An 18,825-nucleotide genomic window follows, 5' to 3' on the forward strand; every position below is an offset into this window, starting at 1 on the left:
GCTGACTCTTGCGGAGTCAGCCTTTTTCAATTAGTGCATCAATATCTCTCAACCTAATGGAGGCAGATATCTGTTCATTCGCAAAATTCCGATTAAGTGTTGGTAGTACAACTCGATTTCTGCAAAGAGCACCGAAGGTTTCATATCGATTTCAATTATGGATTTATCCAGTTCCTCCGCCAAGTTCTCAAAAAGCTCATAGCGTTTGTTTTTGGTGGCATGGGGGTTCGGTATACCTTCACGGCAAATGTAAAGCGGCTGGAATTTCCCTGGATCTGTAGGCTGCATGACGATAACCAATGACGTTACCTTTTTATCATTTATTGTAGTATGCAAAGCCAAAAGCCTTGCGACCCGATGTTTCTGGCTGCGTCCTACTTCCAGCAACTCATATATATCGGAATATCCTTGTCCAAGTTCAATAAAACGTTGAATCAATTAAACCTCTCCTAACTAACTTTTATTCATTACTTTATCATTATCCCTCATAAAAGAGAAGGACAACTTCATTGACGAATTATGAAAAAGAAACTTAGGTATCATAGGTTTTATCAATAAAAAAAGCCCTGCAAAAATTTGCAGGGTCCTTCTATGTCTAAATAAGGACCAGAAGGCAAAGGGAGAGGAGAAACCGGAGGAAGAACTTATGGGGAAACGTAAGCCTTCTCCGCGGTTGGCAACAACACCTTAAAAAGGAATGTTGTTATTCTTATTATTGCCAAAAACCACTTTATTATTCAAAATGTAAGTGATTTATCTAAAGAATGGATATCATCTATCCAAGGTACGAAATGATAAGTTGATTTTCATCTAGGAATTGAAGGAAATGGCTTTTATTATTGGCTAGCTTTTTCTAATATGTTAGGATAGGAAAGTAACAGAAATTTGTCAAAAAATGTGGTGAGAATGATGAGGGTCGTTTCCGGAATTTGCAAAGGAAGACCACTTAAGGCTGTACCGGGTACAGGAACCCGGCCGACTACTGATAAAGTTAAGGAATCCATTTTCAATATGATTGGGCCTTATTTCGAAGGAGGGCAAGTCCTGGACTTGTTTGCCGGGAGCGGTGGACTGGGAATTGAAGCGTTAAGCAGGGGCATGGATAAAGCCATATTTGTTGACCGGGATTTTAAAGCAAATCAAACGGTTAAGGCCAATTTGGAACTATGTAAGTTTTCAGACCGTGCTGAAGTTTATAAAAATGATTCAGAGCGTGCATTGAAAGCTTTGGTGAAAAGGGAAATGACTTTTGAATTAATTTTTCTTGATCCACCTTATAAGAAACAAAAGCTTGTGGAGATTCTTGAAGAAATACATAAATACCGATTGCTGAGCGATATGGGATATATTGTTTGTGAACATGGCCATGATGTTACATTGCCAGAAAGAGTTGGCGATTTTAACGTTAAGAGAAAAGAGGTTTATGGCGTCATTGCCGTTACGATTTATCAATGGGGAAACGTACACGAACAGGGGGAACTATGAATGTCCAAAATAGCGATTTGTCCGGGGAGTTTTGATCCAATAACATTTGGTCATCTTGATATCATTCAAAGGGGGGCGAATGTTTTTGATGAAGTATATGTGGTCATCGTGAACAATTCAGCGAAAAATTCACTGTTCACAGTGGAGGAGAGGCTGGAATTGATTACTGAAGCAACGGCCCATATGCCAAATGTTAAAGTGGATTTCTATCAAGGATTGACGGTCGACTATGCTGAAAGCGTTTCCGCGAATGCCATTATCAGGGGACTGAGGGCGACTTCCGACTTTGAATATGAAATGCAGGGAACTTCAATGAACCGTTTCCTTAACAGTAAAATAGAGTCATTCTTTATCATGACGAAAAATCAATATTCTTTCTTGAGTTCAAGTATCGTGAAAGAGGTTGCGAAATATGGCGGGGATATCTCTGAACTAGTGCCACCTGTTGTCCAGAAAGCTCTTTCTAAAAAGTACGAGGAACAGAAAGAATAGAAAAAAGAGCATTGCTAACCGCGCAATGCTCTTTTTTCGGTTTAAGAAAGGCCTTTGAACAGCCTTTTGGTAAATATAATGATGTATAGGATCAAAAACGCGAGGGTAAGAATAGGACCGAAATCAAGCATGTTCTGATAAAGGGAATGCGCATGTTCACCAGATCCGCTGACTGGGAAGGCGTGTATCGGGTTGCCGCTGTACCTATTGTCATTATAGAATGGTTCCCAAAGCAAGACGGTGATTATGGATGCCAGAAGGCCATGTGCTATCCTAGCCAGAAAAAAGGGAGTGAAACGAATGTCTGTTGCTGCTATGATGCTGGCAACTTGCGCTTGAATGCTGAATCCGTTGAAAGCCAAGATGAAACTTGTCATCACAGTTTGCTGAAAGAGATTTGCATTTTCGACCGAACTGGTTAATTTTGAACCAAGAGTCATTTCAAACATGCCTGATATGAACGGTAGGCTTAAGGAATCCGGGAAATTAAAAATATGTAAAATCCCTGCGACCAAAGATGCGAGCGATCCGGTAATGTTCATGTGAAATAAAAGTTTGTTGACCACCGAAAAGAGTATGATGAATCCTCCAATCATTAATAAGGTTTGAATGGATGAGATCACGGCATCTCCAAGTAAACTGCCAAATGGTCTTGTTTCTTTTATTCGGGTTCTGTGCATCTGGCTAAACGCTTGTCTAATGGAGGGGAGCTTATTCATTACTTTTGTAGGGGATTTTTCTTCTTTCCAACGGTAAAAACGCATGATGATGCCTACAAAAAAATTTCCTAGGTAGTGGGAAAGCGCAAGGATGATCCCTAAATGAGGATTGTGGAAAAACCCAACGGCGACGGCAACGAACAGGAACAATGGATTTGATGAATTAGTAAAACAAACAAGTCTTTCAGCTTCAATGCGGGTCAATTGCTCCTCCTGACGCAACCTTACAGTGAACTTCGCTCCAGCTGGAAACCCTGATGCAAGTCCCATCGCCCAAACAAACCCGCCCACTCCCGGTACACGGAACAATGGACGCATAAATGGTTCGAGAATGACGCCGATGAACCTGACAACCCCAAAACTGATTAATAACTCCGAGAAAATCAAGAAAGGTAGAAGAGAAGGGAAAACAATTTTCCACCACATATTCAGCCCGCTTTTGGAAGCTTCGAAAGATTCTTGGGGGAAGATGATCAAGCCAACTGCCATCATCGTGACGGAGGTAGCTAACAGTACTGTTTTAGATTTTGATTTTAGCAAAATTCAGCCTCCTCTTGAAGGTTACTAAATAAGGGCAGTCCGTTTCGTATATAATAAAATATGAATTTCCTTTTCTCGAAAAGTAATGTACAGGATGAAATGAGGATGATCCGTACAATGGAAATTTCAATGTAGCCATTCAATTACATGGTTATAGGCTTTTACTGCAATGCTTGTTTCACTGTCAATATAAATAATATGCTTCTATAAATCCGTTTAAGACCATAACTTTGAATGAGTGTTATTTCAGCGGGGGGGATATCTTTGTCGAGACCAAAGGTCGGGCTTGCACTTGGGTCAGGAGGAGCTAGGGGTTTTGCACATATTGGAGTGATAAAGGTATTACAGCAAGAAGGCATTCCGATAGATATGATTGCTGGAAGCAGCATGGGTGCCATGGTTGCGGCCTTTTATGGAGCAGGTTCGGATATCGAGAGGCTGTATAAGTTGTCCCGTGCATTTAAGCGAAAGTATTACTTAGACTTTACCATACCTAAAATGGGCCTCATTTCAGGTAAACGGACAAAGGATTTAATCAGGGTATTTACATATGGTAAGAAATTTGAAGAACTCGATATTCCTGTGGCAGTGGTCGCCACTGATATAAAAACGGGGGAAAAGGTCATTTTTCAGGAAGGTCCCATCGCTCCAGCTGTAAGGGCAAGCATCTCCATTCCAGGCATTTTCATTCCCGAGAAAATTGGAAATCGGCTGCTTGTTGATGGCGGGGTTGTTGACAGGGTCCCTGTTTCCGTCGTGAAGGATATGGGAGCCGATATCATAATTGGAGTGGATGTAGCCCACGTGAAACAGGATATGGAGATAAACTCCATATATGATGTCATTATGCAAAGCCTCGATATCCTGCAAATGGAGCTGGTTAAAAGCAGGGAGTTTGCTTCAGACGTCATGATCCGCCCCAGGGTTGAGAAATACAGCTCGAAATCATTTACAAACGTTCAGGAAATAATTAGTATTGGAGAAGAAGCTGCAAGAGGAAAGATAGATCAAATTAAGCAAAGCATTGTTACTTGGAAGGAGTCCTTTGAAAATGAGCCGTAAAATGTATGTACGCACTTTCCTGGTGGTGGCTATACTTCTCATAGCATCAGCCCTTTATTCCCTACCTTTTTATGTAACAAAACCAGGAATGGCTAAAGAATTGGAGCCAATCATAGAGGTTTCCGGAGGAGATGAAGCGAAAGGCAGTTTTATGTTAACCACTGTAAGGATGGGCCGGGCGAATATTTATTCCTATATGCTGGCGAAGTGGAGCAAATATCAGGAGCTTTATCCGGAAACCTCCATTCGAAGCGAAGATGAAACAGATGAAGAATATAATATCAGGCAGCTTCACTTAATGGATGAATCTAAAAATAATGCCATTCAGATAGCATATGAAAAAGCAGGGAAAGAAGTTGATTACAAGTACCTGGGTGTGTATGTTTTGGACGTGCTTAAAGGAATGCCGGCAGCTAAAGTACTGAAAGCGGGCGACCAAATCATTCAGGTCGATAATGTTAATTTCAAGTCTGCACAGGAATTCATGGATTACATTAATGGAAAAAAAGCTGGAGATGAAGTAAAAATAGTGTATAAGCGGGAGGAGACGAAGAAAACAGCCGTTCTTTCATTGCAGCCTTTTAAAGATGACCCAAATAGGGTTGGAATAGGCATTTCGCTAGATGATAATCGAAAGGTGACCACAAAACCGGCGATTGCCATAGATTCAGAACAAATAGGCGGACCTTCTGCCGGTTTAATGTTTTCTTTGGAGATTTATAATCAATTAACAGAAGGCGACCTTACAAAAGGATATGATATTGCCGGTACAGGAACGATGTCGGATGATGGTACAGTCGGTCCAATTGGCGGGATTCAACAGAAAATAGTGGCTGCCGATAAATCTGGGGCAGAAATATTCTTTGCCCCAAATGAAAACGGAGCGGCTGGTTCGAATTATGAAGATGCACTCATTGCTGCAAAGGACATTGGAACGGACATGAAGATCGTTCCGGTTGACAACTTTGAGGATGCTTTAGCCTATTTAACTAATCTAAAAGAAAAAGAAAAAGAAAAATAAAAAAAGCGCAGGCAGTGAACTGCACCCCAATTGTTAGACAAAAGTCTAGCAATTGGAGGTGTATTTTTTATGGTGCGATTATTTGAAGATAAAGTAGAAGTGGTTTCGCAGTACTTGGAAGGATAGGATCCCGTTAAATCGCTGAGTACCATGCATCTCATTCCGTGAGCCCAGCTTCAATAATTTCACGGCATTAAACCTGAACGAAAATGGGTGACAGATGTGACAGAGTTTCATCTCTTTGTTGAAAAATGATATCTTTACCTATTCTCGATTTATACAATGGTGAAATTATTTCTTATACGATTGAAACACGCCCTGTCTTTCGAGCTTGTGTCCAAGATGTTAGATCAAGCTTGCTTAGAGACCCCTGTCCTTCATTCGGATCAAGGGTGGCAAATAAATTGAGGCAATATGTACAAGCTCTCGAGGATCATGGGATTACACAAAGTATGTCCCGTAAAGGAAACTGTCTCGAGGACGCGGTTATCAAAAATTTGAATCAAAATTACATTACCTGCAAGGATACTACAGGATGTCCCATTTCAAACAAGAGCTGGAAAACTATATCGAATACTATAATCACAAACGGATCAAGGCAAAATTAATAGGACTAAGTCCGGTGCAATACCGAACTCAATCCTTAGGAGCAGCGTAACTAAATGACGTGTCTAAACTTTTTGTGTTCACTTCACAGTCATCTTCTGTTTCCGCTTTTTTTGATTAGCTGATTTTACATGTAAGGACCGGGCAGGCCAAGCTTAAATGCATCTTCATTTGATAATGATGGGGGCTTCATATTCCCGTTTCATCAAGTCAGCTTGATACGGTTCGGGCAAGCCCAGTGCATACACCTGTGCCGCTCGTAAGTCCATATCGATGTCCTGCTTCTGATAGGACGAAAGTTTAGAGATGAGCGGGAGAGGTAAGCCTTTTTTAACGGTACGAAGATATTCTTGTCCCCGGCCATTCATGCCAAGAAGTCTGATATAGGCTGGTTGGTCATTGTGAATCACTTGTTCCTTTAATGTATGAGTCAATACATGGACACACATCCGCTGAAGGCGTGTCCATGTATAGCGTTTTGTCTTCAGAGCGGCCATGAATCCAGTAAAGCTCGAAGATTGTTTGGCCATCTCCTTTATTCGGTGTTCTATGCCTTCTTCAATTTCGTAAATCTCTGCCAATTCGATTAAAGAGGAAGACAGGATTCGGTATTTCAACATGGTCCAATACATTTCCCAGTCATGTAATGCATGATAGGTCGATAAATATTGCTCAAGAGCACTCATTGTCGGTTGAGGAATATAACTGGAAACGGGATTCAATTCCTGCTGTTCATGGATGGCTTTACGTATCCCAGTTGCGCTGGCAATAGGGTCTTTAGACAACTTTGTTTCATGGTATCCGGCAGCAACCCTTTGAATCGTATAAGGGCGAATGGAAAAGCCGTTAGAAAGGGCTGCACTTACATATTCCTTTCCAAGAATATTATTAGGCTTCGTCAAATCCAGTGCCGCATCACCATTGGTGATCGATCGATAGGCCTTGGCAGCACTGGACGGATAACTATTACCGGCATCCATGTACGATTTAATGGCGGCATCGAATGCAGCGGATTTATCCGTAAGAATTCTATGGGCGGTGATGAATGGTTCAATTCTGCCATCCTCACTTCCGAAGCAAAAAGAATCACAGCCAAGGGATTCCAAAAGAGAGATAGATCCTTTTGCAAATATCTCCGCCTTCTGTGTTGCAAAAGCATAGGGAAGCTCGATGACAAGATCTATGCCGCCATTCAAGGCCATTTCGGCACGTGTCCACTTGCTGACGATAGCAGGCTCGCCACGTTGTAAAAAGGGTCCACTCATAACTGCCACAACAATATCTGCCCCTGTTTTTTCTCTACTTTCTCTTGCATGTAAAACATGTCCATTATGAAAAGGGTTATATTCGACAACTAAACCGCAAGCTTTCATTCGTTCACCTCAGAGAAAAACTTTGTATTTTTTCAACTTAGTGCTAAAATAGTATTTCAAGTAAAATTACTATAATGATTCGTCTTGATTTTTTGTTTGAAAAGATTCTTAACCATGGATAATCAGTTAGGATGACTACATTATAGTGTAAAGAAAAAATATTGACAAACTTATAATTGAAAGCTATAATTATTTTTGTTGCCTTGAGGTGATTTCATTTGAAATGGACAATTAGTCAACTTCAAAAAATTCGGGACAAAGATTTACGGTTTGATGAACTGGTGGATGTCTTAGACATTAGAGAAAGAGACCCGCAAATTCGCGATGTTTCTCCGATTAGAGTAACAGGAAGAGCTGATATAAGCTCTACCGAGATTACTTTTCACTTGCATCTTTCAGGTGAATTAACATTACCTTGCTCCCGTACACTGGTAGACGTTAAATATCCGATTGATATTGATACAAAGGAAACCTTTCTTTTAAAGGCAGATGGCACTGATTTCTACGGAGATGATGTCACTGTTGTGGAAGGTGACGTTGTAGACCTTATACCGGTAATTAAAGAAAATTTATTGCTAGAAATTCCGATGCAGGTTTTTTGTGAGGATGTCGATTCAAACGAAGCTGCTCCTCAATCTGGGAAAGACTGGGCTGTTATTTCTGAAGTAGAAAATGAGCATAAGGTTGATCCGAGATTTGCAAAGCTTGCCGACTTTTTTGACAACAATAAAGAATCTTGATTGGAACGAAAAATCGCTAATCCGATTTTTCCAGCTTTTTTATATTTTTTAAGGAGGTGGGAATAATGGCTGTACCTTTTAGAAGAACGTCGAAAACTGTAAAAAGAAAACGTCGTACACACTTCAAGCTTCAAGTACCTGGTATGGTAGAATGCCCGAGCTGTGGTGGAATGACTCTTTCACATCACGTTTGTAAAGAATGTGGAACATATAAAGGAAAAGAAGTTGTCGCAAAATAATTTCTTGACCTACTTGAGAGCTTTGCTTTCTTGATGCAACACGCTAAAAAAAGCGCAGAGATATATCTCTGTGTTTTTTTTGCAAATTTATTTGGCAGAATATTTAGAATCATCTATATTCGATGGTGATTTTGGAGAAGGTGAATATGTGTATCGGATGATTAAGGTTGAAAAGGATATACGCGGTATCATGAAGGTCCTAATTAATAGACCGGAGAAAAGGAATGCCGTGAATTATCAATTGATGGACGAACTTAAGTCGATATTGTCAGAAGCGGCACACGATGAAGAAGTTAAGTTACTCGTCCTGACAGGGGCGGGCTCTGAGGCATTCTGTTCAGGTGGGGATTTAAGTGAATTTCAGGATTTGCATACAGAAGAAGAGGCCTTTACTATGTTATCGAAAATGGGTGAAATACTTTATACACTAGCAGTTTTTCCTAAACCAACATTTGCGCTCATCAACGGAAGCGCAGTCGGCGGAGGATGCGAAATAGCGACAGCTTGTGATTTCAGATTGGCAAAGAGCGGAGCTAAGCTAGGATTTGTACAAGGAACTCTAGGAATCACGACTGGCTGGGGCGGAGCTTCACTTTTGCTTGAAAAAATACCAGAGCAAAAAGCGCTGAAGCTATTATTGGATGCAAAAATACATAAAGCTGAGGAAGCAAAGGAATTTGGTTTCGTAGATGAGATAGTCGGAGCAGGATTGGATGGGTGGGAGAAGTTCGCAGAAGATTTTCTTCGCCATGAGACAGGGGTATTGATGGCTTATAAAAGATTGCTTGTCCATAAATGGGAGTATAGCGGGCTTAGAGGAAGGATGGATGCGGAAATCCGGGAATGTTCTAAACTGTGGGCGAGTGATGAGCATCATGCTGCAGTTGACCGTTTTTTAAATAAGAAAAAATAAATATTACCCGCTCTATATATCTTCTATCTTTCCTAGCATGTGCATATTATGAATTAAAACTTGCTAAGGAGGTAGAGAGATGTCGATTGCGAGACAAGATGCATGGACTCACGATGAAGATTTGTTGTTGGCTGAAGTGGTACTAAGGCATATACGGGAAGGCAGTACACAATTAAAGGCTTTTGAAGAAGTGGGGAAACAATTATCGAGGACATCGGCTGCATGTGGATTCCGTTGGAATTCATTTGTAAGGAAGCAATATAAATCAGGGATTGAGCTGGCAAAAAAACAAAGGAAAGAACAGGTGGTCAATGATCCTGATTTGGAAAGGGATTCCGTTCCAGTGGTGGAAAATAACACTATTGAACAAAAATCGCCCCAGGAGGAAGAAAAAGAATCTATCACCCTCCAGGAAGTTATATTATATTTAACCAAAATGGATGAATTTTTTCAGCTTGAAAATAAGGAAAAAGAACGGATTTTTGAGCGGTCCCTATTACTTGACCGGGAAAATGGACGATTACGGGAAGAGAATTCACTGCTTAAAGAAAACTTGAAAGCGGTAGAGGAAGATTATCGTGCGTTAATGCAGATTATGGAGCGGGCAAGAAAGCTTAGTGTACAAGAAGATGAAAAAACGAATCCGAAGGTGAGTTTTCAAATGGATAAGAATGGAAATTTGGAAAGGGTAAGTAAATAGAAAATGCGGGTGGGAAAATCCGCCCGCATTTTCTATATTTCCTTATCCTTGTGTATCTATTTCTTTATTTTCTTGTTTGTCAAATGGGCTCCAAATCAGTGGGTTTTCTCCAAGGTCCCTTTCCATATCATAGGAAACTGCAGAAAATCCCATTTTTTTCCAAAAGTCTTGTGAATGGACTCTTGGGTTGGTTTTGATAGGCATGTTCAGGCTTTTGGCGAATTCGACTAAAGCTTTTCCATACCCCTTTTTCTGATAGTTAGGCAGGACTTCAAGTTTCCAAAGAACAAGGAAGTCCCTTGAATTGTCAAAATACTGGTCAAATTTAGCGCTTCTTTTATACAGGCTCATCCGTGCTACAAGTTTGTCGCCATAAAAGATTCCATAAAAAGGTGACTGGCTGTCATTTTCAATGATGTTACCCTCTAAATCATCTAGCATTGACAGTTCCTGTATCCCGTATTCTTTGAACTTTTTGAATTCCTCAAGCGTTTTAAAATTAACAAGTAATCGTTCCACCTTGTATTCCATAAAAAAGCTCCCCCTTAATTCTGATAAACCTCTTCCCATTTCCCATTGAAAGTCATCCCACCGATCTTTACCATGTGGAATTCCAGCTAAAGGCTAAATCTAGTATGACATCGACCGATTTATCCTTGCTGACTAAATGCCTACAGCCTTTTATCCCCCGCCCATTCCCTTCGATTTCTCGATAGTTAAGATTGGGGGTATCTTTGTTCCTATATAGTCTAAAGAATGTAAGCTTTTCCTATATAATATACCATTAAATTATCGCTTGAAGAAGGAAATATATCTTCTAATGGGTATTTAAAATTCTTTTCATTGAATTCCATTGCGACCCTTGTTGATGGGCTGGGGAACTTCATTTAAGTTGATTAGCGGGGTTTTCCAAAGTTGTTGATGTGAAAATTGATGCAGGGTAAAAAGGATAATGTGTTAAAATAGTTAATATATTTCAAATAGTAAGGAAGGTTATTATGAGAATTGGAATCATTGGGGGAGGGGCCATCGGGCTGCTGTTTGCATCTCATTTGAGTGAAAACCATAGAGTGACTCTTTATACCCATACTGCGGAACAGGCCTCCATCATCAATCATGAAGGTATACGTCTTATTGTGGATGGTGAAAGCCGTCTGCTGGCAGGCATCGTTTCAAAGAGTTTGGATGAGGGGATTTCGGATGAGGATCTTCTTATAATGGCCGTTAAGCAATATCACCTGCCGCAAATACTGCCTAGGATCAATGATATCCAGGTTCCGTTGCTTTTCTTGCAGAATGGCTACGGGCATATTTCTTATTTGAGGCAGCTTCAATCCCAAGCCATCTATGTGGGGGTAGTGGAGCATGGGGCATTGAAACATGATTTGAATACCGTAGAACACACTGGATTGGGCATTACAAGAATCGCTTCATTTAAAGGGGAACTTGAACAACTCTCGTTAGTTAATGAAATGTTCGATCAATTCCCATTCACTAAGAGTGAAGATTATCATACGATGCTGGTGGATAAGCTTATCGTTAATTCAGTGATAAATCCATTAACAGCGATCCTTGCTGTGGAAAATGGCGGTCTAATCACTAATGCCTATTATTATCAATTGTTTCAAGCCCTTTTTGAAGAAATCTCTGGTATTTTGGAAATCCAAAATAGAACAGAGTCATTTGAACATGTGAAATCCGTTTGTATGGCGACAGCGGAAAATCGATCGTCGATGCTAACAGATTTAGAAAATGGCCGAAAAACGGAAATTGATGCTATTTTGGGTCATATCCTCTCGGAGGCAAAGAGTAAAGGGAAAAGTGATTGCCTGACGTCTTCTCTATATAAGATGGTCAAAGGAAAAGAGTCTCAGGGGGGATGAGAGTGTGCCGAACGTTGTTTCAAGCCTTGCCGCGATATTCATTACCTTGCCTTTCGTAGGGTATATACTTTTTTTTATAAGTGCCAAACAATTCACTGGAAACCATAGGCGCTCCGTTCAATTTGCTATGGACATGAGTACGCTGCTGTTCGTAATATCCGTCCATTATTTAATTATTACAATTTGGGATAAGCAAATTCTTTGGGTGATCATGCTCATCATGCTCATCAACGCATTCGTGGTGGTCCTTGTCCATTACAAGGTGAAGGAAGAAATCATTTTCCGTAAGGTATTAAAGGGTTTTTGGAGAGTGAACTTCGCCTTCTTTTTCTTAGCTTATCTTCTGTTATTTTCCATTGGTTTAATTACAAGTATTACTAAGATATTGACTACATAACATAGAACATCGCATCAATTTTCTGCTGCTGGGCAACTTCTTTTGTTTTCTTAAACCGGAATGTTATACTCTAAAAAGAATTGTAGTTGCAGAGAAAGGGAGAACAGAAATGGAGATGAAAGATCTCGCGTTACCATCGTTAAACCGTTTTGCATCGGACTATTTACAAAACCGCCTTGAAACGGAAGATTATTTTCACTATGACTTGTCTAAGCCTGACATTTATCGCAATAGATATAATGAATTGATGAACCGCTCTTTTTTACGTGGTGAATTGTCGGATTACATACAACAATACATGTCTCGTCTTTCAAGCAGTGAGTCCGTTAAGGGAAATATTGAAAGGTTGCGCAGGGATGATTCCGTGGTCGTTATCGGAGGACAGCAGGCTGGGTTATTATCTGGTCCGCTGTATACCATTCATAAAGTGATTTCGGTCATTAAGCTTGCGGAAGAACAGGAAAAAGAACTAGGGCAGCCAGTGATTCCAGTTTTTTGGATAGCTGGAGAAGATCATGATTTAGCTGAAGTCAATCATGTTTATGTAATGAAAAACGGTAAACCCTACAAAAAAACCTATCCTTCCTATCAGCCGTATAAAACAATGGTTTCTGATGTGGAACTGGAAACGGAAAAGGCAGAGAAGTGGTTTGAAGAAATCATTGAAACATATGGTGAAACGGCCTTTACGAATAAACTTCTGATTGATATGAAAGAAACCATCAGGCAATCAAAAACCTTCGTCGATTTTTTCGCACGGCTGATTCATGAATGGTTCAAAGAATATGGACTTTTACTAGTCGATGCGGGAGATCCGGAATTAAGGCGAATCGAGAGGGCCTACTTCGAATCGATGATCAATGAAAGTGAAAGGATTGCTGAAGTGGTCGAGGAACAGCAGTCATTCATGCATGCTAAAGGGTATGCAAAAATGATAGGAATGGATAAACAGGCAGCGAATTTATTTTATTATGATCCAGAAAAAAAAGACCGATGTTTACTCGAACGTGTAGAAGGCGGTTTCAGCGGGAAAAACGGCGAGGTATCCTTTTCCAGGCAGGAACTCCTGCAGATAGCCAAAAACCATCCAGAACGATTGAGCAACAATGTCATTACACGCCCACTTATGCAGGAAATGCTTTTCCCTGTTTTGGCTTTCATTTCTGGGCCAGGGGAAATAGCCTATTGGGCAGAATTAAAAAAGGCTTTTGAGCTGTTTTCCATGAAGATGCCTCCAATCATTCCTAGGTTAAACATCACGCTTGTGGAGCGCAGTATCCATGCAGATCTTGAAGAAATGGAACTCAGTTTGGAAACTGTTCTGACTGAAGGAACCGCTAATGCAGTAAAAAGTTATCTCGATTCCGTGAAAGATGAGACGATTGACCAGCTGTTTGGGACGTTGAAATCACAGCTTGAAGAGAACCATGGAAAACTTTTTGTCCGCGCTGTCTCTATAGATAGAGGACTTGAGCCAATGTTGAATAAAAACATTGAATTCATCCAAAAGCAACTGGATTTTATGTATGGGAAAATTGGTGACCGTACAAAGGAACGTCATTCGGTCATATTGAAAAAATATGAACGGATAGCAAATTCGATGTATCCTCTTGGATCACCCCAGGAGAGGATTTGGAATGTTTTTTATTACTTGAATCTATATGGACCAGAGTTCGTTCGGGATATCATGAAATTGGAATACCGGTTCAATAATCAGCATAAATTGATTTTCATGTAGAAAAACCATCCGTTTGGGGAAAAGTGGTGGACTAATCATTTTGAATGAGGATTTCCACATCCCTATCTGACGGAGGGATTGAAAAATGGAAAAAAGACAGGCGTTAAAGCGAGGGCACTGAAAAAGTCCCTTCGGACCAATAGAGGTAGATTTTCTCAGTTTAGTCTGAGGAAATCTACCTTTTTTTGTTTTATAATCAAAGGTAATATATTTATGTGGGTGAGTACGATGATTCAAAAACAAACGTCTATGGTTTTTAGTCCATATATGGCCATTTATGATGTAGTGGTTTCAAAGGATAACATGTTACGCAGGACCTATTCTGTCAGTATTAAATCCAATGAACATACAGAACAGTCTACATTCCGGGATAGGGAGTAGTATTTTAAAGAAAAATCAAAAGAACGTTATAAAATAGAAGCGAAAAACAGTGAATCGAAACAAAGACACGGGTATGATGTTGCAAAATCCTCGGGTCTATTTGGCATGGAATTATAAGGAGCAATGGCTATTTTCACCGTTAACTTGAAAAGAATATTGAAATTAATGGCCTGAACAAGTGACAAACAGAAGCAAAAAAAGACGATTTCCATTCAAGTATCGAATGAGAATTGTCTTTTTTTAGTTTAATTTACCGTACTAGTTAGAAAAACGTGAGTTTTTCAGCAGCCTCGTTAAAGCCTGTCTTTTTTTTGGTTCCAGGGCACTTGACTGGCAGTACTTCGACAGAAATAGTGGGACTGCGTCTTAGTCTGAGTCCATTCGAGTGGAATGCAGGTTTCAATAAATAAATTGACTAAATAAACTTAAGTTGAAAAGAAGGTAATTTTTACTTGGAAGGAGAAAGTAAAAACAAGTGGAGAAAGGTGGGGGAATGTGGTACATTGAGATTAGAATGTGGGGGTAGTGGGTATGTTCATGGGAGAGTACCATCATAACATCGATATAAAGGGCCGTTTGATAGTTCCAGTGAAATTCAGGGACGATCTCGGGGAGCAATTTGTCCTTACCCGCGGACTCGATCAATGTTTATTTGGTTACCCTATGGAAGAGTGGAAGCTGCTTGAAGAAAAGCTTAAAGCCCTGCCTTTAACAAAAAAAGATGCCCGTGCCTTTACCCGTTTTTTCTTTTCTGCAGCTACAGAATGCGAAATTGATAAACAAGGGCGAATTAATATCCCCACGCCGCTTACTTCATATGGCCAATTGGAAAAAGAATGTGTAATTCTTGGTGTTACCAATCGTATTGAGATTTGGAGCAAATCCCTTTGGGAAAACTATTTTTCAGCTTCGGAGGATTCTTTCGCTGAGATAGCAGAAAATATGATTGGCTTTGATATTTAAAGCTGCCCTCAAAAATAGAGTCACTCAATAACTGATTGGAAGGATGTCTAGCATGTTTCAACATACAACAGTGTTATTAAAAGAGACGGTTGATGGATTGAACATCAAACCTGATGGAATTTATGTGGATTGTACTTTAGGAGGAGCCGGTCACAGCGAATACTTACTTTCACAGCTCTCTGACAATGGTAGGCTTTATGCTTTTGATCAGGACGAAACGGCAATTCGGAATGCCAAGGAAAAGTTGGAAAGATTTGGCGAACGTATTGTTCTTGTTCCTAATAATTTTAAATACTTAAAAGAAGAGTTGAATGCCCGGGGAATCGAGAAAGTAGACGGGATTCTTTATGATTTAGGTGTGTCATCCCCACAATTGGATACACCGGAACGTGGTTTCAGTTATAACCATGATGCTCCTTTGGATATGAGGATGGACCAAAGTGCTGCCATTTCTGCCTATGATGTCGTGAACACCTGGTCATTCCATGATTTGATGAGAATTTTCTTTCAATATGGAGAAGAAAAGTTTTCGAAGCAAATTGCCAGGAAAATTGAAGCGGCTCGTGAAATAAAACCGATTGAAACGACGTTTGAGCTTGTAGAACTAATTAAGGATGGGATACCGGCCCCCGCAAGACGTAAAGGCGGACACCCTGCGAAACGAGTTTTCCAAGCAATAAGAATCGCTGTGAATGATGAACTTGGTGTCTTTGAAGATTCCTTAGAGCAAGCCATATCGCTTTTGGATAAAGAAGGAAGAATATCTGTCATTACATTCCATTCTCTTGAAGATAGAATTTGTAAAACGGTATTTAAAAAAGCAAGTAGCTTGCCAGACCTTCCACCGGGACTTCCAGTTATCCCGGATGAATTCAAACCGCCTATGAAAATAATTACGAGAAAACCGATTTTACCTTCAGAAGAAGAATTGGAAGGAAATAATCGTTCCCGATCGGCTAAGCTAAGAATCGCCGAAAAGCAATAATTACAGAAAAAAATCAGTAAGGGGGAACATGAATGAGTTCCATAGCCAAAAAAATACAAGAACAGCAAAATGAAGACCAACAGCAGCAACAGACACATCAGACAGTGGTCATCCGTAAAGCGAAGATATCCATTGGTGAAGTTTTCTTACTATGTGCCCTTGCTATCATGGTTACCTTTATGGGAGTGAAAATAGTCTCTAATCAAGCGGACATTTATGAAACGAATAAAGAAATACAGCTAGTGGAAAATTCAATTGAAGAACAAGGAAAAGTGAATGATGATTTGAAAGTGCAGGTTGCTGAACTTAGTACATACGAAAGAATTTGGAAAAAAGCTGCAGCTCTAGGGTTCAAGTTAAATGAGAATAATGTGAAGGGTGTGCAGTGATAATGCAGAAACAAAAAAATATGAAGCATGGGGCAGCCGGATTATTTTTCTTATTCGGCCTGCTCTTTTTTGTATTAATCTGCCGCTTTTTGTATATAGAGGTGACTGGTACCGCAGGCGGGGAAGTACTGGCTTCGAAAATCGACAAGAAATATCAAAAAACACAGAGCATAAAAGCAAAAAGAGGTAGCATACTCGATACAAAAGGTGAAGTCATCGCCGAGGATACTTCCTCCTATATTTTAAGGGCTGTACTCAGTAAAAAGGAACCTGAGCATGTCAAAGATCCGGAGATGACTGCGAAAAAGCTTGCTAAATATATCGACATGGATGAACAGGACATCTATGAAAGGTTAACGAAAAAAAAGGCATACCAGGTAGAGTTCGGTAGTGCCGGCAAGGATCTGACTCAGGTCGTCAAGCAGAAAATAGAAAAATTGGAACTGCCGGGAATTACATTCGGAAGAACCAATAAACGTTTTTATCCTAATGGAATCTTCGCATCCCATCTGATTGGCTATGTAGAAAAAGATGAAAAAACGGGAGAAACGGCTGGTAAGTTCGGCATTGAAAAGTATCTCAATAAACAATTGCAGGAAACAAACGGGGAGCTGACATATGACAGTGACTCTTGGGGCTTCCTTTTGCCGGATACAAAGGAAAAGGTGGTTGCTCCGGATAATGGCAATGATGTCATGCTTACCATCGACAAGAAAATACAAACGCTCCTGGAAGATTCGATGAGCAAAGTGCAACAAAAATACGATCCCGAGGAAATCATAGCGATTGTTTCCAATCCCAAAACAGGGGAGATTATGGCGATGGGGCAAAGGCCTTCCTTCAACCCAACAACGAGAGTCGGGCTAACGGATACTTGGCGTAACCTGGCTATTGAAGACTCCTTTGAACCGGGATCAACCATGAAAACATTCACCCTTGCCGCGGCTGTTGAGGAAGGGGTCTTTAATCCAAATGAAACTTTTGTTGCAGGAACTTACAAAGCGGGTTCAGGGGAAATTCATGATCATAGCGGAATCGAAAGAGGGAAGAGCATGACCTTTCTTGAAGGGGTTCAACGTTCTTCTAACGTCGCTTTTGCTACTCTTGCAATGGATAAGATCGGAGCGGATACTTTTCGTGAGTATTTGACAAAGTTCGGTTTCGATAAAAAAACTGGGATAGATTTGCCGAACGAGATAACCGGTAAAATTCAATACAAGTATAAGCTTGAAAAAGTTACCACTTCCTTTGGACAAGGTTCGACCGTTACGCCGATTCAACAGATCCAGGCTGCTTCCGCAATAGCCAATGACGGTAAAATGATGCAGCCGTACGTGATAAAAAGCATTTCCGATCAGGATACCGGAAAAGTTTTGAAAACGACAAAGCCGAAAGTGACAGGGCAACCGATTTCGGCAGAAACTGCAAAACAAGTCCGAGACTATTTGGAAACGGTAATTTCTGCGAAAAAAGGAACAGGGAAAAAATATGCACTTGATGGATATGAAGTAGCAGGGAAAACAGGAACGGCACAAATTGCTGGTCCGACAGGTAAATATTTAGAAGGGAAAAATAACTATGTATTCTCCTTTTTAGGTATGGCTCCAAAAGATGACCCGGAGTTGGTCATGTATGTGGCGGTCAAGCAGCCGAAATTAGGTGTATCTTATGTCGGGGCTGATCCTTTGTCAGAGATATTTAACCCTGTCATGCAAAATAGCCTGCAATATCTGAACATAAAACCTTCTGACGTTAAAAAACAAAAAGCCAATAAAATCGTTGACTATACGAATCAAACCGAGAGTTCAGCGGTCAAAGAGCTGAAGGATCTTGGCTATGATGTAAGTACGATCGGAAGTGGGCGTAAAGTGCTCGATCAATCCCCGAAAGCCGGTAGTACCCTATTACAGGGTGAAAAAATAATCTTGAAAACCGAAGGGGAAATGAAAGTTCCTGAGATGAAGGGATGGTCCTTGCGCGATGTCATGAAATTAGCTAAGGTTGCAAAACTGGATCTGAAAACTACAGGAACTGGCTATGTGAGTAAACAGGGTATCGAAGCTGGGAAAAAGATGAAGGAAGGAGATACCTTCAATATTGAATTAACCCAGCCTAAAGCTGCAGAGGATATACCGAATAAAGAGAAAACAGAGTGATGATAAAGAGGGAATCCAAACGGATTCCCTTTTTATTTCTTTA

General features: G+C 40.4%; 19 protein-coding genes and 2 pseudogenes. 17 read left to right on the forward strand and 4 right to left on the reverse strand.

Annotated features, from left to right (window positions below; translation table 11 throughout):
• Positions 1 to 48: 48 nt before the first annotated feature.
• Positions 49 to 438: a DUF7147 family protein gene (locus SB775_RS00555; protein ID WP_089362400.1), complete on the reverse strand. Its 390-nt coding sequence runs from the start codon at positions 436 to 438 to the stop codon at positions 49 to 51.
• Positions 439 to 909: 471 nt separating this feature from the next.
• On the opposite strand from SB775_RS00555, the gene rsmD reads away from it, so the two are divergent.
• Both rsmD and coaD read left to right on the forward strand, forming a co-directional pair.
• Complete coding sequence (gene rsmD / locus SB775_RS00560) at positions 910 to 1,485, forward strand: 16S rRNA (guanine(966)-N(2))-methyltransferase RsmD (RefSeq protein ID WP_089362401.1); 576 nt, start codon at positions 910 to 912, stop codon at positions 1,483 to 1,485.
• Positions 1,486 to 1,977: a pantetheine-phosphate adenylyltransferase gene (gene coaD, locus SB775_RS00565; RefSeq protein WP_061462307.1), complete on the forward strand. Its 492-nt coding sequence runs from the start codon at positions 1,486 to 1,488 to the stop codon at positions 1,975 to 1,977. It begins immediately after the preceding gene.
• Between the two features lie 41 nt (positions 1,978 to 2,018).
• Here the strand turns inward: coaD and ylbJ are convergent, their stop codons facing one another.
• Positions 2,019 to 3,236 (reverse strand): sporulation integral membrane protein YlbJ, encoded by a 1,218-nt coding sequence (gene ylbJ, locus SB775_RS00570; RefSeq protein WP_089362402.1) that lies wholly within the window; start codon positions 3,234 to 3,236, stop codon positions 2,019 to 2,021.
• A 264-nt stretch (positions 3,237 to 3,500) separates the two neighbouring features.
• Between ylbJ and SB775_RS00575 the strand changes: the two genes are divergently transcribed.
• The 3 genes and pseudogenes from SB775_RS00575 to SB775_RS00585 all read left to right on the forward strand — a co-directional run.
• Complete coding sequence (locus tag SB775_RS00575; protein WP_061462309.1) at positions 3,501 to 4,298, forward strand: patatin-like phospholipase family protein; 798 nt, start codon at positions 3,501 to 3,503, stop codon at positions 4,296 to 4,298.
• Positions 4,288 to 5,319 carry a SepM family pheromone-processing serine protease gene (locus SB775_RS00580; protein ID WP_410860238.1) on the forward strand — a complete coding sequence of 344 codons (1,032 nt, stop codon included), beginning with the start codon at positions 4,288 to 4,290 and terminating at the stop codon, positions 5,317 to 5,319. The genes SB775_RS00575 and SB775_RS00580 overlap by 11 nt, the downstream gene beginning before the upstream one ends.
• Positions 5,320 to 5,502: 183 nt before the next feature.
• Positions 5,503 to 5,977: pseudogene (locus SB775_RS00585) on the forward strand (DDE-type integrase/transposase/recombinase); the annotation flags it as partial.
• Between the two features lie 115 nt (positions 5,978 to 6,092).
• Here the strand turns inward: SB775_RS00585 and SB775_RS00590 are convergent.
• The gene (locus SB775_RS00590) at positions 6,093 to 7,298 is read right to left on the reverse strand and encodes a nucleotidyltransferase (protein ID WP_410860239.1); all 1,206 of its coding nucleotides are present in this window, start codon (positions 7,296 to 7,298) and stop codon (positions 6,093 to 6,095) included.
• Positions 7,299 to 7,516: 218 nt separating this feature from the next.
• Between SB775_RS00590 and SB775_RS00595 the strand changes: the two genes are divergently transcribed.
• From SB775_RS00595 to SB775_RS00610, 4 genes are all read left to right on the forward strand, one after another.
• Positions 7,517 to 8,038, forward strand: coding sequence for a YceD family protein (locus SB775_RS00595; RefSeq protein ID WP_410860240.1), 522 nt, complete (start codon positions 7,517 to 7,519; stop codon positions 8,036 to 8,038).
• 65 nt (positions 8,039 to 8,103) lie between these two features.
• A complete protein-coding gene (gene rpmF, locus SB775_RS00600; protein WP_034313929.1) occupies positions 8,104 to 8,277 on the forward strand; it encodes a 50S ribosomal protein L32 in 174 nt (57 codons plus the stop codon).
• Positions 8,278 to 8,434: 157 nt separating this feature from the next.
• Positions 8,435 to 9,190, forward strand: a complete 756-nt coding sequence (locus tag SB775_RS00605; protein ID WP_410860345.1) for an enoyl-CoA hydratase/isomerase family protein — start codon at positions 8,435 to 8,437, stop codon at positions 9,188 to 9,190.
• Between the two features lie 79 nt (positions 9,191 to 9,269).
• Positions 9,270 to 9,890, forward strand: coding sequence for an RsfA family transcriptional regulator (locus tag SB775_RS00610; RefSeq protein WP_089362406.1), 621 nt, complete (start codon positions 9,270 to 9,272; stop codon positions 9,888 to 9,890).
• A gap of 42 nt (positions 9,891 to 9,932) precedes the next feature.
• On the opposite strand, the gene SB775_RS00615 is transcribed toward SB775_RS00610, so the two are convergent.
• On the reverse strand, positions 9,933 to 10,421 hold the full coding sequence (locus SB775_RS00615; protein WP_089362407.1) for an N-acetyltransferase: 489 nt from the start codon (positions 10,419 to 10,421) through the stop codon (positions 9,933 to 9,935).
• Between the two features lie 467 nt (positions 10,422 to 10,888).
• Here SB775_RS00615 and SB775_RS00620 point away from each other — a divergent pair, with 467 nt between their 5' ends.
• The 8 genes and pseudogenes from SB775_RS00620 to SB775_RS00655 all read left to right on the forward strand — a co-directional run bounded on the left by SB775_RS00620 (position 10,889) and on the right by SB775_RS00655 (position 18,782).
• Positions 10,889 to 11,773 carry a 2-dehydropantoate 2-reductase gene (locus SB775_RS00620; RefSeq protein WP_410860242.1) on the forward strand — a complete coding sequence of 295 codons (885 nt, stop codon included), beginning with the start codon at positions 10,889 to 10,891 and terminating at the stop codon, positions 11,771 to 11,773.
• 4 nt (positions 11,774 to 11,777) lie between these two features.
• On the forward strand, positions 11,778 to 12,170 hold the full coding sequence (locus SB775_RS00625) for a DUF3397 domain-containing protein (RefSeq protein WP_089362409.1): 393 nt from the start codon (positions 11,778 to 11,780) through the stop codon (positions 12,168 to 12,170).
• 109 nt (positions 12,171 to 12,279) lie between these two features.
• The gene (bshC, locus tag SB775_RS00630) at positions 12,280 to 13,908 is read left to right on the forward strand and encodes a bacillithiol biosynthesis cysteine-adding enzyme BshC (protein WP_410860244.1); all 1,629 of its coding nucleotides are present in this window, start codon (positions 12,280 to 12,282) and stop codon (positions 13,906 to 13,908) included.
• Between the two features lie 312 nt (positions 13,909 to 14,220).
• Positions 14,221 to 14,406, forward strand: a pseudogene (locus tag SB775_RS00635) (IS5/IS1182 family transposase); the annotation flags it as partial.
• 414 nt (positions 14,407 to 14,820) lie between these two features.
• Positions 14,821 to 15,252 (forward strand): division/cell wall cluster transcriptional repressor MraZ, encoded by a 432-nt coding sequence (mraZ, locus tag SB775_RS00640; protein ID WP_061462319.1) that lies wholly within the window; start codon positions 14,821 to 14,823, stop codon positions 15,250 to 15,252.
• 52 nt (positions 15,253 to 15,304) lie between these two features.
• Entirely contained in the window at positions 15,305 to 16,237 is a 933-nt protein-coding gene (gene rsmH, locus SB775_RS00645) for a 16S rRNA (cytosine(1402)-N(4))-methyltransferase RsmH (protein WP_061462320.1), read from the forward strand.
• Positions 16,238 to 16,269: 32 nt separating this feature from the next.
• Positions 16,270 to 16,626 carry a cell division protein FtsL gene (ftsL, locus tag SB775_RS00650; RefSeq protein ID WP_061462321.1) on the forward strand — a complete coding sequence of 119 codons (357 nt, stop codon included), beginning with the start codon at positions 16,270 to 16,272 and terminating at the stop codon, positions 16,624 to 16,626.
• A gap of 2 nt (positions 16,627 to 16,628) precedes the next feature.
• A complete protein-coding gene (locus tag SB775_RS00655) occupies positions 16,629 to 18,782 on the forward strand; it encodes a penicillin-binding protein (protein ID WP_410860246.1) in 2,154 nt (717 codons plus the stop codon).
• The last annotated feature ends 43 nt before the right edge of the window (positions 18,783 to 18,825 follow it).

Source organism: Peribacillus sp. SIMBA_075, assembly GCF_046534585.1.

What these genes read in the sequence shown, in the direction of transcription:
- SB775_RS00580 (WP_410860238.1), top strand. Translation starts at nt 4,288, where the DNA reads ATGAGCCGTAAAATGTATGTACGCACTTTCCTGGTGGTGGCTATACTT.
- SB775_RS00655 (WP_410860246.1), top strand. Translation starts at nt 16,629, where the DNA reads ATGCAGAAACAAAAAAATATGAAGCATGGGGCAGCCGGATTATTTTTC.
- SB775_RS00590 (WP_410860239.1), bottom strand. Translation starts at nt 7,298, where the DNA reads ATGAAAGCTTGCGGTTTAGTTGTCGAATATAACCCTTTTCATAATGGA.
- SB775_RS00610 (WP_089362406.1), top strand. Translation starts at nt 9,270, where the DNA reads ATGTCGATTGCGAGACAAGATGCATGGACTCACGATGAAGATTTGTTG.
- SB775_RS00615 (WP_089362407.1), bottom strand. Translation starts at nt 10,421, where the DNA reads ATGGAATACAAGGTGGAACGATTACTTGTTAATTTTAAAACGCTTGAG.
- mraZ (WP_061462319.1), top strand. Translation starts at nt 14,821, where the DNA reads ATGTTCATGGGAGAGTACCATCATAACATCGATATAAAGGGCCGTTTG.
- bshC (WP_410860244.1), top strand. Translation starts at nt 12,280, where the DNA reads ATGGAGATGAAAGATCTCGCGTTACCATCGTTAAACCGTTTTGCATCG.
- SB775_RS00605 (WP_410860345.1), top strand. Translation starts at nt 8,435, where the DNA reads ATGATTAAGGTTGAAAAGGATATACGCGGTATCATGAAGGTCCTAATT.
- SB775_RS00620 (WP_410860242.1), top strand. Translation starts at nt 10,889, where the DNA reads ATGAGAATTGGAATCATTGGGGGAGGGGCCATCGGGCTGCTGTTTGCA.
- rsmH (WP_061462320.1), top strand. Translation starts at nt 15,305, where the DNA reads ATGTTTCAACATACAACAGTGTTATTAAAAGAGACGGTTGATGGATTG.
- ftsL (WP_061462321.1), top strand. Translation starts at nt 16,270, where the DNA reads ATGAGTTCCATAGCCAAAAAAATACAAGAACAGCAAAATGAAGACCAA.
- rsmD (WP_089362401.1), top strand. Translation starts at nt 910, where the DNA reads ATGAGGGTCGTTTCCGGAATTTGCAAAGGAAGACCACTTAAGGCTGTA.
- coaD (WP_061462307.1), top strand. Translation starts at nt 1,486, where the DNA reads ATGTCCAAAATAGCGATTTGTCCGGGGAGTTTTGATCCAATAACATTT.
- rpmF (WP_034313929.1), top strand. Translation starts at nt 8,104, where the DNA reads ATGGCTGTACCTTTTAGAAGAACGTCGAAAACTGTAAAAAGAAAACGT.